This is a genomic window from Tamlana crocina, assembly GCF_012037625.1.
The window spans coordinates 47,459-63,271 of record NZ_JAAVJS010000013.1 but is presented as its reverse complement, the minus strand read 5'-3'; the positions used below and the strand labels follow the sequence as shown (position 1 = coordinate 63,271).

General features: G+C 38.8%; 16 protein-coding genes. 4 read left to right on the top strand and 12 right to left on the bottom strand.

The annotated features are described in order from the left end of the window. Positions 1–63: 63 nt before the first annotated feature. The 5 genes from HC176_RS10560 to rsgA form a co-directional block, all read right to left on the bottom strand. Positions 64–1,290: a 3-phosphoshikimate 1-carboxyvinyltransferase gene (locus tag HC176_RS10560; RefSeq protein WP_167918172.1), complete on the bottom strand. Its 1,227-nt coding sequence runs from the start codon at positions 1,288–1,290 to the stop codon at positions 64–66. A 54-nt stretch (positions 1,291–1,344) separates the two neighbouring features. Beyond that, positions 1,345–1,671, bottom strand: coding sequence for a nucleotide pyrophosphohydrolase (locus HC176_RS10555; RefSeq protein WP_167918171.1), 327 nt, complete (start codon positions 1,669–1,671; stop codon positions 1,345–1,347). 203 nt (positions 1,672–1,874) lie between these two features. Then, complete coding sequence (locus tag HC176_RS19980) at positions 1,875–2,180, bottom strand: metal-dependent hydrolase (protein WP_342448684.1); 306 nt, start codon at positions 2,178–2,180, stop codon at positions 1,875–1,877. After that, positions 2,180–2,632 carry a D-aminoacyl-tRNA deacylase gene (dtd, locus tag HC176_RS10545; protein ID WP_167918170.1) on the bottom strand — a complete coding sequence of 151 codons (453 nt, stop codon included), beginning with the start codon at positions 2,630–2,632 and terminating at the stop codon, positions 2,180–2,182. The genes HC176_RS19980 and dtd overlap by 1 nt, the downstream gene beginning before the upstream one ends. Next, positions 2,633–3,583 carry a ribosome small subunit-dependent GTPase A gene (gene rsgA, locus HC176_RS10540; protein WP_167918169.1) on the bottom strand — a complete coding sequence of 317 codons (951 nt, stop codon included), beginning with the start codon at positions 3,581–3,583 and terminating at the stop codon, positions 2,633–2,635. It lies immediately after the preceding gene. 89 nt (positions 3,584–3,672) lie between these two features. On the opposite strand from rsgA, the gene HC176_RS10535 reads away from it, so the two are divergent. Beyond that, positions 3,673–4,122, top strand: coding sequence for a hypothetical protein (locus tag HC176_RS10535; RefSeq protein WP_167918168.1), 450 nt, complete (start codon positions 3,673–3,675; stop codon positions 4,120–4,122). Positions 4,123–4,187: 65 nt separating this feature from the next. Here the strand turns inward: HC176_RS10535 and HC176_RS10530 are convergent, their stop codons facing one another. The 4 genes from HC176_RS10530 to HC176_RS10515 form a co-directional block, all read right to left on the bottom strand. Then, entirely contained in the window at positions 4,188–5,270 is a 1,083-nt protein-coding gene (locus HC176_RS10530; RefSeq protein ID WP_167918167.1) for a bifunctional 3-deoxy-7-phosphoheptulonate synthase/chorismate mutase type II, read from the bottom strand. Between the two features lie 84 nt (positions 5,271–5,354). Further along, positions 5,355–6,206: a prephenate dehydrogenase gene (locus tag HC176_RS10525; protein WP_167918166.1), complete on the bottom strand. Its 852-nt coding sequence runs from the start codon at positions 6,204–6,206 to the stop codon at positions 5,355–5,357. Between the two features lie 130 nt (positions 6,207–6,336). After that, entirely contained in the window at positions 6,337–7,482 is a 1,146-nt protein-coding gene (locus HC176_RS10520; protein WP_167918165.1) for a pyridoxal phosphate-dependent aminotransferase, read from the bottom strand. Next, positions 7,479–8,306, bottom strand: coding sequence for a prephenate dehydratase domain-containing protein (locus HC176_RS10515; RefSeq protein ID WP_167918164.1), 828 nt, complete (start codon positions 8,304–8,306; stop codon positions 7,479–7,481). The genes HC176_RS10520 and HC176_RS10515 overlap by 4 nt, the downstream gene beginning before the upstream one ends. A 332-nt stretch (positions 8,307–8,638) precedes the next feature. Here HC176_RS10515 and gldA point away from each other — a divergent pair, with 332 nt between their 5' ends. The 3 genes from gldA (at position 8,639) to HC176_RS10500 (ending at position 12,916) form a co-directional block, all read left to right on the top strand. Continuing rightward, complete coding sequence (gene gldA, locus HC176_RS10510; protein ID WP_167918163.1) at positions 8,639–9,535, top strand: gliding motility-associated ABC transporter ATP-binding subunit GldA; 897 nt, start codon at positions 8,639–8,641, stop codon at positions 9,533–9,535. Between the two features lie 100 nt (positions 9,536–9,635). Further along, positions 9,636–11,726: a phosphate acetyltransferase gene (gene pta, locus HC176_RS10505; RefSeq protein WP_167918162.1), complete on the top strand. Its 2,091-nt coding sequence runs from the start codon at positions 9,636–9,638 to the stop codon at positions 11,724–11,726. Between the two features lie 2 nt (positions 11,727–11,728). Next, entirely contained in the window at positions 11,729–12,916 is a 1,188-nt protein-coding gene (locus HC176_RS10500) for an acetate/propionate family kinase (protein WP_167918161.1), read from the top strand. On the opposite strand, the gene HC176_RS10495 is transcribed toward HC176_RS10500, so the two are convergent. The 3 genes from HC176_RS10495 to metF are packed head-to-tail and all read right to left on the bottom strand — an operon-like array spanning position 12,902 to position 15,742. Further along, positions 12,902–13,648, bottom strand: coding sequence for a head GIN domain-containing protein (locus HC176_RS10495; protein WP_167918215.1), 747 nt, complete (start codon positions 13,646–13,648; stop codon positions 12,902–12,904). The genes HC176_RS10500 and HC176_RS10495 overlap by 15 nt on opposite strands. A 1-nt stretch (position 13,649) precedes the next feature. Beyond that, complete coding sequence (locus HC176_RS10490; protein ID WP_167918160.1) at positions 13,650–14,750, bottom strand: acyloxyacyl hydrolase; 1,101 nt, start codon at positions 14,748–14,750, stop codon at positions 13,650–13,652. 35 nt (positions 14,751–14,785) lie between these two features. Then, positions 14,786–15,742: a methylenetetrahydrofolate reductase [NAD(P)H] gene (gene metF, locus HC176_RS10485; protein ID WP_167918159.1), complete on the bottom strand. Its 957-nt coding sequence runs from the start codon at positions 15,740–15,742 to the stop codon at positions 14,786–14,788. Positions 15,743–15,813: the final 71 nt, after the last annotated feature.

The window sequence follows — 15,813 nt, the reverse complement described above, 5'->3', positions numbered from 1 at the left end:
TATTTTTAGAAAGTTGCAAATATACAATCTCAACACAGGGGTTGTCAAGTAAATAAGCGATTATTATTTGCTAATTTGGAAACCTATAGACTCTAAATCATCCCAAAACGTAGGATAGGATTTTGAAACCACCATGGCATCTTCAATAATTAAATTGGTTTTTAACGCCAAAGGTGCAAAAGCCATAGCCATTCTGTGGTCGTTATAAGTGGCGATGGGCACCATTTCTTTAATGGTTTTTGAAGCTGAAAGGTGCAGGGATTTATCGGTAATTTCAACCTCACCTCCTAATTTTTCAATTTCAGTTTTTAAAGCCACCAACCTATCAGTTTCTTTTATTTTTAGAGTATGAAGCCCGGTTAAATCGCAAGATATTCCCAAAGCGAAACAAGTTACCGCGATGGTTTGTGCGATATCGGGTGCGTTAACCAAATCTAATGCCAATGGCTTTCCTTCATTTCCCTCCTTTTTCAAGGTCATGGAATTACCATTAAAAATGGTGGACACCCCAAAATGCTTATAAATTTCTACCAACGATGAATCGCCCTGAAGTGAATGTTCTTTGTACGACGACAAGGTAATTTCCGTACCGGGTTGGCAAAGCGCCACAATGCTGAAATAATAGGATGCCGAAGACCAGTCTGATTCAACTGTTAAAGTTTTTGGTTGCTGGTTGTTGGTTGTTGGTTTTACTATAATAGTATTGCCAATAAATGAGGATTCTATTCCAATTTCATCCAACAAAGCTAAAGTCATTTTAATGTATGGTACTGAAGTGATTTCACCTTCCAGGGTTAATTCAATACCGTTTTCTAATTTTGAAGCAATCAGTAATAATGCCGAAATGTACTGGCTACTCACATTGGCCTGTAACGACACTTTATTTTTAGTCAGCTTTTTACCTTGAAGTTTTATGGGAGGATACCCTTCGTTTTCTTCGTAACTTATTTCTGCCCCCAATTCTTTTAAAGCCTCAACCAAAATTTTAATAGGGCGTTCTTTCATGCGTTTGGAGCCTGTTAAAATGGTTTCGCGACCTTCCCGGATAGAAAAATAAGCCGTTAAAAAGCGCATGGCCGTCCCGGCATGGTGGATATCGACTATTTTTTCTTCGGAAGACAGTGCGTTGGTCATTAAGTTACTATCATCAGAATTTGAAACATTTTCGAGTTTAAACTCTGGATACAAAGCCTGCAAAAGCAACAATCGGTTCGATTCGCTTTTTGAGCCCGTTATGGCAACTTCAGATTGACGGTTTGTGATTTCGGATTTATGAAGAGTGATATTCATTTTATAATATTAAAAAACGCTTCTAAAATTAGAAGCGTCAAATATAATTATAAATTATTTCAATTTCTGGTTATTATGGTGCCTATCGTGGTCGCGTTTAGCTTTTTTGTCCATTCGCTTATCGAAAACAGCCTGAAGATCTACTCCCGTTTGATTGGCCAGGCACAATACCACAAATAACACATCGGCCAATTCTTCACCTAAATCTTTGTCTTTGTCGCTTTCCTTTTCACTTTGCTCGCCATAACGACGGGCGATAATTCGTGCCACTTCGCCCACTTCTTCGGTAAGCTGCGCCATATTGGTTAGTTCGTTGAAGTAACGAACGCCGTGGTTTTTAATCCAATCGTCAACTACTATTTGTGCGTTTTTAATATCCATTATATTTTTTTATAATTAAAGAAGTTACTAGAATGATTATACAAGGAACAAAAATATACTTTAATTCGCTAAAAATCACTTTTACTCCTCGAGAAGAAAAAACCGTTCCACGCCAAGGGGCGGCACTTAAATCTCTCGAAACGGGAAAAAAATAGCGACCATTATCAAAAGGAATTAAGACCCCAACACCCTTTCCCCTGAAGTCATCGAACCCAATAAACCGTGCGATAATGCAGACAGAAAAATAATGCAAACCACAATACCTTATTATTTTTTCCAAAGGAAAACATGAGAATGAGAGCCCAAATCAAGGCAAAAACAATAGAGTGTGTAAAAACCCTTTGGCCTAACGGATGCCCATAAGGTATCCCAAAACGGAATGCCAATACATCAAAATCTGAAAGAATGGTTGAAAATATGGCCGCAAAAAGCAACCATTTAGAATTTTTGGAATCCAGTAATTTGGACAAAGCTACCCCAACTGTGCTATGCCAAAAAACGGAAGCCACTACTCTTTGTTTTTAGAATCGATGATGATGGTAACCGGGCCGTCGTTTAAAAGTTCCACTTTCATATCGGCACCAAATTCTCCCGTTTGCACGGTTTTGCCCAAATCGGTTTCAAGTTGTTTTACAAAGGCCTCGTATAGTGGAATGGCAACATCGGGCTTGGCCGCTTTTATATAACTGGGGCGGTTTCCTTTTTTGGTTGCGGCATGTAATGTAAACTGACTTACAGCTATCGCTTCTCCATTTATGTCTTTTAAAGAACGGTTCATAACATCATTTTCATCATTAAAAATGCGGAGGTTTGTTATTTTGTTCGATAGCCATTTAATGTCTTCGGCCGTATCTTCGTTTACTATACCCAATAATATCAATAATCCGTTGTTGATTGAAGCTACTTTTTGCCTTTCAATGGTTACGCTGGCTTTTGTTACTCGTTGTATTACTACTTTCATTTATTCTTTATCCCAAATATCAGTTCTGTAATGTTCTTCTTCGCCTTCAATAATCTGCAAATAACTACGGTATCTGCTGTATTCTACTTCGCCTTCTTCCAAAGCATTTTTAACAGCACACTTGGGTTCGTTGATGTGCAAACAATTGTTGAATTTACAATCTTGCTTTAGTGCAAAAAACTCCGGAAAATAATCGCCCACTTCTTCTTTGTCCATATCCACAATACCGAATCCTTTTATACCTGGCGTATCGATAATTTTGGCCCCGAAACTTAAATCGAACATTTCGGCAAAAGTGGTGGTGTGTTGCCCTTGCATATGTTGGGACGAAATTTCTTTGGTCTTTAAGTTTAAATTGGGTTCGATGGCATTTACCAAGGTCGATTTCCCCACGCCCGAATGCCCCGAAAACATACTCACTTTATCCCGCATCAAGGCTTTTACCTTATCGATATTCTTTCCCGTTTTGGCCGAAACCCCAATACACTCATAGCCAATTTTTCGGTAAACATGCGCCAGATACCGTACTTCATCAAGGGTGTCTGGATCGTACGCATCTACTTTATTGAAGAGCAAAACGGTTTTTACTGAATAAGCTTCGGCCGTGACCAAAAATCGGTCAATAAAACTGGTTAAGGTGGGCGGATTGTTTATGGTTATCATCAAAAAAACCATATCCAAATTAGCTGCAATAACGTGGGTTTGTTTGGACAGGTTCACCGATTTGCGGACGATATAATTTTTTCGGTCTTGAATGTGATGGATAATGCCAGATTCTTGGTTGTTGTCCACTTCCAACTCAAAATCTACTACATCACCAACAGCAATGGGGTTGGTGCTTTTAATACCTTTTATGCGGAATTTTCCTTTTATGCGGCACTCGTACGTTTTGCCCAACTCGGTTTTTACCGTGTACCAACTCCCTGTAGATTTATAAACGCGTCCCGTCATATTTTTTTCAAAAGTAATTTAAAATAATTATTTTTTTTGTACGAATGCACATATATTTGAAGCTTAATTTCAAATCAAAAATCAACAACATGAAAAAAATTTTAATTTTATTAACTGTTTCTTTATTTTTTTTTATTGAAACCCATGCACAAGTGGAGTACAAAGTTGTAACGAGTGTAGAATCTATAGTACCGAATGGCTTAGGGCGCTCAAGAATAATTAGCGCCAACGAAGAGAAAAATTACAAAGAATTTACCACAACCCAAACCGAAGATGACAATTCACGAAATAAATCTGACAGGAGCGAAATTAGGGTAAAGGATTTTGATGAAACCAAACTACTAAACTTCTTTAACATTGGCGGCATCCGTTTTCAAAACATAGCTGCCAATGATGCTATAATTACTTCAAAAATCAACACCATGATTGCCGAAGGTTGGGAACTTGCTTTTGTAAGCAGTGCAGTTGAAAGTGCTGGAAAAGGTGATAATCAAGGTATTTTTATAACCCGATATATTTTTAAACGAAATAAACAGTAACACTTTTTTCGGAAACTAAAAAAGCCTCGTGATTGCGAGGCTTTTTTTAGTTTTACAGAAAATTATTATCCGTTAATAATCTTCTCTTGGTGATTGATCGATTCTTGGTGAATGGCTTTGAACATTTTTAAAATGAACTCTTCACTTAAACCGTGTTGCTCACCTTCCAATACCATTTTACCTAAAATTTCGTTCCAACGTTTAGATTGTAATACCGCTACATTTTTCTCTTTTTTAAGGGTTCCAATGCCATCGGCAGCTTTCATACGCTTACCTAGCAAATCAATAATTTGGTTATCAACCACATCAATCTGCGCTCTTAAAAGCCCTAAAGCTTTATTGTAGTCTGCTTCAGAATCAGTCTCTTTTCTAATTTTCAAATCTTTCATGATCTGAACCAAAGCTTTTGGTGTTACCTGCTGTGAAGCATCACTCCAAGCGTTATCTGGATCGTAGTGGGTTTCAATCATCAATCCATCGAAATTCAAATCCAATGCTGTTTGCGATACATCAAAAATCATATCGCGCTTTCCTGTAATGTGCGACGGATCGTTAATCAAAGGAATATCGGGGTATTTATTTTGAAACTCGATAGCCAATTGCCACTCTGGATTGTTTCTGTATTTCGTTTTTTCGTAAGTAGAGAATCCTCTGTGGATCGCTCCAATATTTTTTACTCCTGAAGAGTAGATTCTTTCAATACCACCCAACCACAAAGATAGATCTGGGTTTACCGGGTTCTTGATCAATACTGGCTTATCGGTACCTTCAAGTGCATCGGCAATTTCTTGCATAATGAAAGGGCTCACTGTAGAACGTGCTCCAATCCAAAGCATATCGATATCGTGCTCTAAAGCCAATTTAACGTGTGCTGCATTAGCCACCTCGGTACATACTTTCATACCGGTTTCGGCCTTTACTTTTTGCAACCACTTCAATCCTAAAGCTCCAACGCCTTCAAAGTTTCCAGGGCGGGTTCTTGGTTTCCAGATACCAGCTCTAAAATAATTTACATCGGTATCCTTTAGCTCGTGGGCTATTTTTAAAACCTGCTCTTCGGTTTCGGCGCTACATGGTCCTGCTACTACTAATGGATGATCTAGTTTTAAATCATCTAACCATGCTCTCATTTCTTTTGTGTTTTCCATAATTCTAATAAAAATTCAATTTTTAAATTCCAAATCCCAAAATCTACAGTTGGAATTTAGGATTTTAAATATTGGTATTTGCTGTTAATGTATTCCGTTTAAAATATCTTTTATATGATTTGTGTTTTTCATTTCGTTAAAAACGCCCTCAAAATCATCTTCCTCCATCATCTCCTTAAAATGCGACAGGTTGGAGATGTACTCGTCTAACGTTTCTATAACGTTCATTTTATTCTGTCGGAAAATAGGCGTCCACATTTCGGGCGAACTTTTTGCCAAACGCACCGTTGATGCAAATCCACTTCCCGCCATATCGAAAATATCGCGTTCGTTTTTTTCCTTTTCAATCACCGTTTTGCCCAGCATAAACGAACTGATGTGCGATAGGTGCGATACGTAAGCGATATGTTTATCGTGAGCTTCTGGGTTCATATAACGAATTCGCATTCCAATATCGGTGAATAATTTCAATGCCTTTTCCTGTAGTTTGAAAGTGGTTTTTTCGACCTCGCAAACTATGTTTGTCTTTCCAACAAAAAGTCCTTCCATGGCTGCACTTGGTCCCGAATGCTCCGTTCCTGCTATGGGATGCATCGCCAAAAAGTTTCTTCGCTTTGGGTGATTTTCAACTGCCCTGCAAATGTCTACTTTTGTTGACCCCGCATCGACCACCAATGCCGTGTCGGGAATTTTATCTAAAACCGTTGGCAATAGCTTAACCGTAGCATCAACAGGAATGGAGATGATGACCAAATCGGCATGCTCAATATCATCTAAGGCGGCTTTTTTATCGATTAGCTTTAGTCGCAAAGCTTCATCTAGCGTCGATTCCTTTCTACTTACACCATGAATTACCACACTGGGGTCATTCTTTTTGATGTCGATAGCCAAGCTTCCACCTATTAATCCAACTCCTATTGCGTATATATTTTTCATAATAAGCCCCCTAGTCCCCGAAGGGGGAACTCTTACTCGGGTGTGTTATTTTTGTTATTTACTCCTTTTTTAAATATCATCTTAAATACTGCTTACTGTTACTGAAACTGTAAACTGAATACAGCCAACTTTACGACACTCTTTCAATAGCTTCTTCCAAAACTTCGGTTGGGGCGCACAACGAAAACCTAATGTAGCCTTCCCCTTTTGTTCCGAAAATGGTTCCCGGTGTTATGAAAATGTGGTTTTCCTTTAACACCAAATCGATAAACTCTTCGGACTTTAAGTATGCTGGCAACTTGGCCCAAACAAATAACCCAGAGGCATTTTTGTCGTAGGTGCAATTAAGTGCATCGGCCAATTTCCAAACCAACTGACGACGTTCTTGGTACACATTATTCAATGTAGCGAACCACATATTGGAACATTTTAATGCCTCAATCGCTCCTTTTTGTATGCCGTAAAACATACCCGAGTCCATATTACTCTTCACTTTTAAAATATTGCTGATATGGGTGCTATCGCCAACTACCATACCTACGCGCCAACCCGCCATATTGAAAGTTTTACTCAACGAATTAAGCTCTAAACACACCTCTTTTGCGCCTTCAACACTCAAAATACTTTTAGGCGAATTGTTCAAAATGAAACTATACGGGTTGTCGTTTACAATTAAAATATTGTTACGCTTACCGAAAGCCACCAAATCTTCAAACAAGGTTTCGGTTGGGTTGGCTCCAGTTGGCATGTGCGGGTAATTTACCCACATAAGCTTCACTTTGCTTAGATCTTGTTTTTCCAAAGCTTCGAAATCGGGCATCCAATTATTGGCCTCGTCCAATTCGTAAAGTACGCCCTTTGCTCCAACCAATTTCGTTACCGATTGGTAAGTGGGGTATCCCGGATTAGGGATCAACACCTCATCGCCTTCATTTAGGTAGGCCATAGAAATGTGCATAATACCTTCCTTGCTGCCCATTAAAGGCAGTATTTCGGTAGCCGGGCTCAAATTCACCGAAAAATTCGACTTGTAGAATTTGGCCATCGCATCCCTCAACTCCGGCAACCCTTGGTAGCTTTGGTATTTGTGCGCGGAAGGATTTTTAAAACTTTCCATTATCTCATCAATCACCTTTTGCGGCGGTTGTAAATCGGGGCTACCAATACCTAAATTGATTACGGGCTTACCGTTTGCAATCAGCAAATTTACTTCCCTTAACTTTTTAGAAAAGTAGTATTCCTCAACGGTCTGTAACCGGTTAGCTACCTCTATCATAACTTGGCGTTTTTATATTCACCTAAAACTTTAAAGCCTTCGGCCATTATATCTATCAACGATTTTGCTTTTTTGAAATCGGTGTACGTTTCGAATGTTACATCAACAAAAAAGGCATATTTCCATGGCGTTTCCACAATGGGCAGGGATTGGATTTTGGTTAAATTCAATCGGCAATCACTCATTACGTTCAAAATAGTTGCTAAACTACCTCGCTTGTGGTTGGCCTCAAACTTAACCGACGCTTTGTTGATTTCGTTTTCCGGCACTTCAGAATTTACACGTTTTACAATTACAAAACGGGTTTCGTTGTGCTTGATGGTTTGTATGCTGTGCGCTAAAATATCCAACTCAAAAATCTCGGCGGCGGTGACGCTTGCAATGGCACCGATGCCTTTTAATTCCTGCTTTCGGATACGTTCTGCCACTTCAGCGGTATCTTTATCCTCTACCAACTTAATATGCGGATGCTGTTTAAAAAACTCCTTGCACTGCAACAAAGCCATAGGGTGCGAGTACACTTCTTTAATATCGTCTATACTTTGTCCAGGCCAGGCCATTAAATTGTGCTGAATATCCAAATAATGCTCGCCCACAATATGCAATTTGTACTTATCGATAAGCGCATAGTTGGGGATTATTGATCCTGCAATAGAATTCTCCAGAGCCATAACCGCCGCATCGCTTTCGCCCGTTATCAAAGAATCTACCACCCTATCGAAAGTTAAACAATCGATACAGTCCACCGGATTTTCAAAAAATTGCTGCGACACAATATGATGAAAAGACCCTTTAATTCCCTGTATAGCCACCGTTTTTATCACAGTTTTCGTTTATTTGTTTTTAATATTCAGTTTAAAAATTTCAACCACTTGTTGACAAAAAAAAGTCCCGATTTTCATCGAGACTCATATTCAAATTTATGCTTATAAATTATACATACAACGCCTCGTTTCTTCCGCTAAAAAAGAAATAGTTGTTAAAATATGTATAATAAACTGTTGTTGTCATAATTACGCCGCTAAAGTAAATATTATTTTAAGAAATAAAAACACAATAAAATCTTTTTTTCGATTTTTTCAAAAGTTTTAAAGATTTTTAGGTAAACGCTACTTTGCGTTAGATAATCATTATTTTTGAAGAAACAATTTTAAATATGTCTATTGAAGTAGCTGGCGTTTCAAAATTATACGGAAAACAAATAGCATTGAACAACATATCCTTTACCGTTGATACACCAGAAATAGTTGGTTTTTTAGGGCCAAACGGTGCCGGAAAATCGACCATGATGAAAATATTGACCACTTTCCTTAATGCCGACACTGGGGAAACCAAGGTGAACGGACATGATGTAACCCAAAACACCAAACAGGTACAGCAAAGTGTGGGCTACTTACCAGAGCACAACCCGCTTTATTTAGATTTATATATAAAGGAGTACTTGGCGTTTAACGCGAATATATACAGGGTGAACAAACACCGCATTGAAGAAGTGATTGAACTCACGGGGCTTACTCCCGAAGCCCACAAAAAAATTGGTCAACTTTCAAAAGGCTATCGCCAGCGTGTGGGATTGGCGAATGCATTGCTGCACGACCCAGATGTGCTGATTCTAGATGAGCCCACCACGGGACTCGACCCAAACCAACTTATCGATATTAGGAATTTGATAAAATCCATCGGAAAAACAAAAACCGTTTTCCTATCTACACATATTATGCAGGAAGTTGAGGCCATGTGCGACCGCGTTATCATTATCAACAAAGGTGAAATTGTGGCCGACAAAAAACTGAAAGATATACGCGACGAAAAAGAGCAAGTGGTGATTGTAGAGTTCGATTATCGGGTGGAAGATGCCTTTTTGTTAAAACTCCCAAAAGTAAAACAAGTGGTGAACACCTATGGTTTTGTTTACGAAATCACCTTTAAAACCGAAGAAGATATGCGTTCGCACGTGTTCGATTTTGCACACGACAACCAATTGAAAATCCTTCAACTCAATCAAAAAAATGCGAGCTTGGAGTCACTTTTTAGGGATTTAACGTCAAATTAAATGCAAGTATGATATTTATCATCATTAACCCCAAACGCACAGGCTAATTTTGCAACAACAAGTTAAATAAAATGTTGTTTTCAAATAAAAAATTAAAAAAATGAGCAAAGGAATTTATGTTGCCACATTAGAACCCAACAGTGGAAAATCGGTAATTGTATTGGGCTTAATGCGCATGCTTTTGGGCAAAACGGCCAAAGTGGGCTATTTTAGACCCATTATTGAAGATACCGAAGATGGCGAAATGGACAACCATATTAACACCGTTATTTCACATTTTGAAATTGACCTCAATTATAAAAAAACCTTTGCATTTACGCGAAACGAAGTATTAAACCTTTATAACAGAGGAAAAGCTGGGGATGTTATTGACGAAATCATCAAAAAATACAAATATCTTGAAGAGCATTTTGATTTCGTTTTGGTTGAAGGCACCGATTTTTCGCATGAAAATTCCAGTTTAGAACTCGACATCAATCTACTCATTTCAAAAAACCTTGGGCTTCCCGTAATTATTGTTTGCCAGGGCGATGGCAAAATGGTTTCGGAAGTTGTTGACCACGTGCAGTTGGCACACGATGCTTTTAAGGAAGAAGTGGACGTGCTTTCCATTATGGCCAACAAAATAAACCCTGATGATATTTCATCTTTAAAATCTCTTTTGAAGTCAAGAATCAACGGCGGCACCGAAATCAACGTCATTCCTAAAATTGGCAGTTTGGCCAGCCCAACCATCAAAGAAATCGTAAAAACGCTTAACGGCGAACTTCTTTTTGGAAAGGACATGATTAACAACCAAGCCGAAAGCTACAGTGTTGGCGCTATGCAATTGCGGAATTATTTAATCCATTTAAAAGAAAACGCATTGGTAATTACCCCTGGCGACCGTGCCGATATAATTTTGGGGGCACTTCAGGCTAATATTTCGAAAAACTACCCTAAAATATCGGGTATTGTTTTAACTGGCGGGCTAATCCCAGAAGACCCTATTTTACGTCTCATTGAAGGACTATCAAGCGTGGTGCCCATAATTAGTGTAAAAAGCGGTACGTTTTCAACTACCAATACCATCGGAAAAATAAAATCGAGGATTTACGCCGAAAACATCGAAAAGATAAACACCTCTATTGAAACTTTCGAAAAACATATTAATACCGATAAATTAGCTAACGATCTCATTACACACAAATCGGGTATTTTCACTCCGAGGATGTTCCAATACAATCTGCTGCAACGCGCTTTAAAAGACAAAAAGCACATTGTTTTACCCGAAGGCTACGACGAGCGTGTGCTGCGAGCTGCTGCACGGTTAATTCACGCCCATGTGGTCGATTTGACCTTAATTGGTGAAAAGGATAAAATTAGAGAAATCATAGAAAAACAAGATATCCCATTAAATTTAGAAGATGTTAACGTGGTATCTCCCACCAATTCTTCTCACTTTGAAGATTATGTTAACACCTTTTATGAACTCAGAAAACATAAAAACGTAAATCTAGACATGGCCAGAGATGCCATGGCCGATGTATCTTACTTTGCCACTATGATGATTCATAAAGGGCATGCCGACGGTATGGTATCGGGTGCTGTGCATACCACCGCCCACACTTTGCGTCCGGCTTTACAGTTTATAAAAACCAAACCTGGTGTAAACATTGTTTCTTCGGTATTCTTCATGTGCTTGGAAGACCGCGTATCTATTTTTGGCGATTGCGCCATAAACCCTAACCCCAATGCCGAACAGCTAGCAGAAATTGCAATTTCTTCAGCGCAAACGGCACTAAATTTTGGGGTAGAACCCAAAGTGGCCATGTTATCGTATTCTTCGGGTGCATCTGGAAAAGGCGAAGATGTTGACAAAGTGCGTCAAGCTACAGAAATAGCAAAAGAAAAAGCCCCAGAACTAAAAATTGAAGGCCCCATTCAATATGATGCAGCTGTAGATATGCGCATTGGAAAAAGCAAACTTCCAAACTCTGAAGTGGCAGGGCAAGCCAGTGTTTTGATTTTCCCAGACCTCAACACGGGGAACAACACCTATAAAGCTGTGCAACGTGAAACCGGAGCACTGGCCATTGGCCCCATGCTACAAGGCCTCAACAAACCTGTTAACGACTTAAGCCGTGGTTGTACGGCAGATGATATTTACAGCACCGTAATTATAACCGCCATTCAAGCTCAAGACCTCTAAACATGCAAGTACTCGTTTTAAACTCAGGAAGTTCGTCCATAAAATTTCAATTGTTTTCAATGCCCGAAGAGCGTATTCTTTGTTCGGGATTAATTGAACGAATTGGTATGAATGATGCTAGATTCGTTTATAGAACAACCGATAATAGCATCGAATTGGAAACACCTATTTTAAACCATAAAAAAGGCCTCAAACTACTTTCAAAACAACTATTAGATTCTGAAACGGGAATCATCAAATCGAAAGAGGACATTGACATTGTTGGTCACCGTGTAGTTCAAGGTGGGGCTTTGTTTGATAAAACTACTCAAATAGATTCCACTGTAAAAGAACAAATAAATGAGTTATCGAGTTTAGCACCTTTGCACAACCCTGCAAACTTTGAAGGCATTAAAGTAGCCGAAACGGTTTTCCCAAATGCTAAACAAGCTGCCATTTTCGATACCGCATTTCATCAAACCATCCCTGAGCATGTATTTAGGTATGCCATACCCGAAACACTTTTCACGAAACACAAAATACGTTTGTACGGATTTCATGGCACCAGCCACAAATATGTTTCTGAAAAAGCGATTGAGTATCTCGGAAAAAAACAATCGAAAATTATTACCATCCATTTAGGTAATGGCTGTAGCGTGACCGCCATAAAAGACGGTAAAAGTATAGACCATTCCATGGGGCTTACCCCTCTTAACGGGTTAATTATGGGAACGCGTAGTGGCGATATCGACCCCGCCGTTATTTTCCATTTATCTAAAAACCTAAATTATAGCTTAAGAGACATTGAAACTCTTTTACTAAAAGAAAGCGGCATGTTTGGACTAACGGGCTACAGTGACTTAAGGGATATTCTGACAAAAGCAGAACGCGGCGACAAAAGTTGCCAATTAGCACTGCAAATGAATGCTTACCGCATAAAAAAATATATAGGAAGCTATACCGCCATTTTAAACGGCTTGGATGCTATTGTTTTTACTGCGGGCATTGGTGAGAATTGCGATGTTATGCGCAAGTTGGTTTGCAAAGACCTCGACTTTTTAGGCATTGAAATTGACGAGGACAAAAACCAAATTCGCACTAAAACCCTTCACGATATTAGTGCAAAGAGGGCTAAAGTTAAAACTTTGGTTATACCAACCAATGAAGAATTGGAAATTGCAAAACAAGCTGTAGAATTATTCAAAAATTAATCGGCCTTTGTAAAGCTCATCGACATTGATTAATGGGGGTTGATTGACAGATATGACATTACCCACACCCCGAATAACACCTGTTAATTCCTGTTGTGGGTTTACAACCATATCGTTTGAACTTCGGTTGTTTACATTCACCTTTTGCGCTGTTAGATTTCTGCCTTCAAAACGCGCGTTCCCGGCTGCAAAATTGATACTCAAGTTTTCGGTTTCGCCTTTAACGTAGCACACCGAAAGATTATTGAAAACTACAGTCAAGTTTTCATTGTTCAAATTCAATCTAAAATCGCCCACATTGAAGGTATCTGGCGCACCAAAATCTTCAGAAAACAAAGTCAGGCTCGGGTAAGTTAAAACACCGTTTGAACTGATATCGTACTGGGTAGAACTTCTAATTTCGGTTAGATTGGGCGCGGTTACAAATACTTTCGTTATCCCGTAATCACGTATATAATTACAGGAATTGTTATTGGTTAAAACCAATCGGTTTTCAATCACCTCAGCTACCACATCATTCATTAAATTCTTTCCTGTTTCAATGATGACTTTTTGTTCTGCGCCTTGGGTGATAACCAATTCAACATCGCGATTCACCAAAATTTTTTCAAAAGAAGGAAGCGGGACTTCAATCTGTATGATTTTACCCAAAGTTTGAAAACAATCGCCTGTGTTTCCACTATCGCAGGAAAACAAAAGAAATACACAGAATATGTAAATTATTTTCTTCATTTTACAATCGTACACCAATTCCAAATTCCACACCTTCAGCTTTTGCTCCATGCGATTTTAAACTTAACGTACCAAACCACTTTTCACCAAAATAGCGTTTTAACCCCAAACGCGTGTAAACCCGACCTTCAAAATCGAATGGATAATACACATAATAGCCCAATTGGGTAAGTAACGACATTTTATTGATAAACAATTCGTGCCCAGCAAAAACACCAACTCGTTTGTAATCCTCATCGCCCGACACCTCTTTTTCAGGAAAAGCCACACTTTCATAATAAATGAGTTCCTTCAAAAAGTTGGAAAAAAACACGTCGGTCCCCAATTGCAGTGCACTGGTTTTATTAATGCGCTTATCGGCGTAAGCAGAGGCCACATACATAGCAAACTGTCCGCTGCCAACCACATCGCTTTCATTAATACCACTTCGAAATACCAAATTATATTTAATGGGCTCTGAAAACTCTTGATCGGCTTTTTTATCTAAATCATCCTGATAAAATAAATCGGTATCATCCAAACTATAATTCAATCCCACGTTAAAAGTAATCGAATTAGTGCCATTATTTGGAGACTTTACATTGGCGTTGGAATAATGAATGAGTGAAAATCCTGCCTGAAGCCCTAACCTATCAAAAAGACGTTCTTTTTTGTAATTGAGCATCACATAAGTACTGCTCATGAATTTCGAGCCAAAAGCCACGTTTTTAAAATTGGTTTCTTTGTGGTACGGATTGGTATTATACGCCAAACCTTGCCCCACCCTAAACATTAAATTTCTTTTGAAGAAATAAAAATTGTAATGTGCGTACAGGGAATAGTTATTCCCCAAAACCTCATTTTTCAGATCCTGATAGGCAAAAGACACGCCATAATCAGGAAAATTGAAACGCTGCTCCCATTCGTTAAAACCGTACGTTTTTTTGTTCCAGCCAATAATACTTCCTTCGGGATGCCCCTGAATTAAATGTAGAATTTCATTGTTATGCAATGCGATATTTCCGTAGAAATAATTGACATCCACATACGAATTATGCTGCTTCTCCTGGGAAAAAACCAATACTGAAACCAGTAACATCATGTAGGTTAAAAAAGACCGCATAAAACTAAAATTTGGGGCTAATTGTAACGGAATATTTAAAATAACGCCGAGGCTATAGCCTTTATATTATCACTTTTTCCCATGGAATAATAATGCAAAAACGGCACACCAGCATCTTTCAATTCCTTCGATTGCTGAATGGCAAATTCAATACCCACTTGTCTCACGGCCTTGTTATCTTTACAATCTTCTACGGCATCAATCAAATCTTGCGGTAAATCTATTTTAAACACTTGGGGTAAAATTTGAAGGTGACGTTTTACCGCAATAGGCTTAATTCCCGGGATAATCGGTACGGTAATCCCTACTTCTCTGGCCTTATCAACAAACTCGAAATATTTTTTATTATCGAAGAACATTTGGGTTACCACATAATCGGCTCCGGCATCAACCTTAGCCTTTAAGCGTTTTAAATCGGTTACCAGACTTGGCGCTTCCATGTGCTTTTCGGGGTATCCGGCCACACCAATACAGAAATCATAATTATGCTCAATCTCTACATCGTCATGCAAATACTTACCGTTATTCAAGCTATTGATTTGCTCGACTAATTCGCTGGCATAAGCATTGCCGCCTTTGGTTGGCACAAAATAAGGTTCATCCTTTCTGGCATCTCCCCGTAAAGCCACCACATTGTCAATACCTAAATAATGACAATCCACCAACACATATTCGGTTTCTTCTTTTGTGAAACCACCGCACAATAAATGCGGTATCGCATCAATCTGGTATTTGTGCATAATCGATGCGCAAATACCTACAGTACCCGGCCGCATGCGGGTAATGCGTTTATCTAAAAGTCCATTGCCTTTATCAACATAAACATACTCCTCACGCGAGGTGGTTACATCAATAAACGGTGGTTTAAATTCCATTAAGGGATCAATATTATCATACAAATCCTGAATATTGGTTCCTTTTTTTGGTGGTATCACTTCAAACGAAAACAAGGTTTTTCCGTTGGCGTTTTTTATATGGTCTGTTACTTTCATTTGGCCTCCCCTAGCCCCTCCAAAGGAAGGGATTTAAAGGGTCTTATTTTTTTATATGTTTAATTCTCTTC

Excerpts from the sequence above, each read along its gene's own strand:
- HC176_RS10560 (WP_167918172.1), bottom strand. The coding sequence starts at position 1,290 with ATGAATATCACTCTTCATAAATCCGAAATCACAAACCGTCAATCTGAA.
- HC176_RS10555 (WP_167918171.1), bottom strand. The coding sequence starts at position 1,671 with ATGGATATTAAAAACGCACAAATAGTAGTTGACGATTGGATTAAAAAC.
- dtd (WP_167918170.1), bottom strand. The coding sequence starts at position 2,632 with ATGAAAGTAGTAATACAACGAGTAACAAAAGCCAGCGTAACCATTGAA.
- rsgA (WP_167918169.1), bottom strand. The coding sequence starts at position 3,583 with ATGACGGGACGCGTTTATAAATCTACAGGGAGTTGGTACACGGTAAAA.
- HC176_RS10535 (WP_167918168.1), top strand. The coding sequence starts at position 3,673 with ATGAAAAAAATTTTAATTTTATTAACTGTTTCTTTATTTTTTTTTATT.
- HC176_RS10530 (WP_167918167.1), bottom strand. The coding sequence starts at position 5,270 with ATGGAAAACACAAAAGAAATGAGAGCATGGTTAGATGATTTAAAACTA.
- HC176_RS10525 (WP_167918166.1), bottom strand. The coding sequence starts at position 6,206 with ATGAAAAATATATACGCAATAGGAGTTGGATTAATAGGTGGAAGCTTG.
- HC176_RS10520 (WP_167918165.1), bottom strand. The coding sequence starts at position 7,482 with ATGATAGAGGTAGCTAACCGGTTACAGACCGTTGAGGAATACTACTTT.
- gldA (WP_167918163.1), top strand. The coding sequence starts at position 8,639 with ATGTCTATTGAAGTAGCTGGCGTTTCAAAATTATACGGAAAACAAATA.
- pta (WP_167918162.1), top strand. The coding sequence starts at position 9,636 with ATGAGCAAAGGAATTTATGTTGCCACATTAGAACCCAACAGTGGAAAA.
- HC176_RS10500 (WP_167918161.1), top strand. The coding sequence starts at position 11,729 with ATGCAAGTACTCGTTTTAAACTCAGGAAGTTCGTCCATAAAATTTCAA.
- HC176_RS10495 (WP_167918215.1), bottom strand. The coding sequence starts at position 13,648 with ATGAAGAAAATAATTTACATATTCTGTGTATTTCTTTTGTTTTCCTGC.
- HC176_RS10490 (WP_167918160.1), bottom strand. The coding sequence starts at position 14,750 with ATGCGGTCTTTTTTAACCTACATGATGTTACTGGTTTCAGTATTGGTT.
- metF (WP_167918159.1), bottom strand. The coding sequence starts at position 15,742 with ATGAAAGTAACAGACCATATAAAAAACGCCAACGGAAAAACCTTGTTT.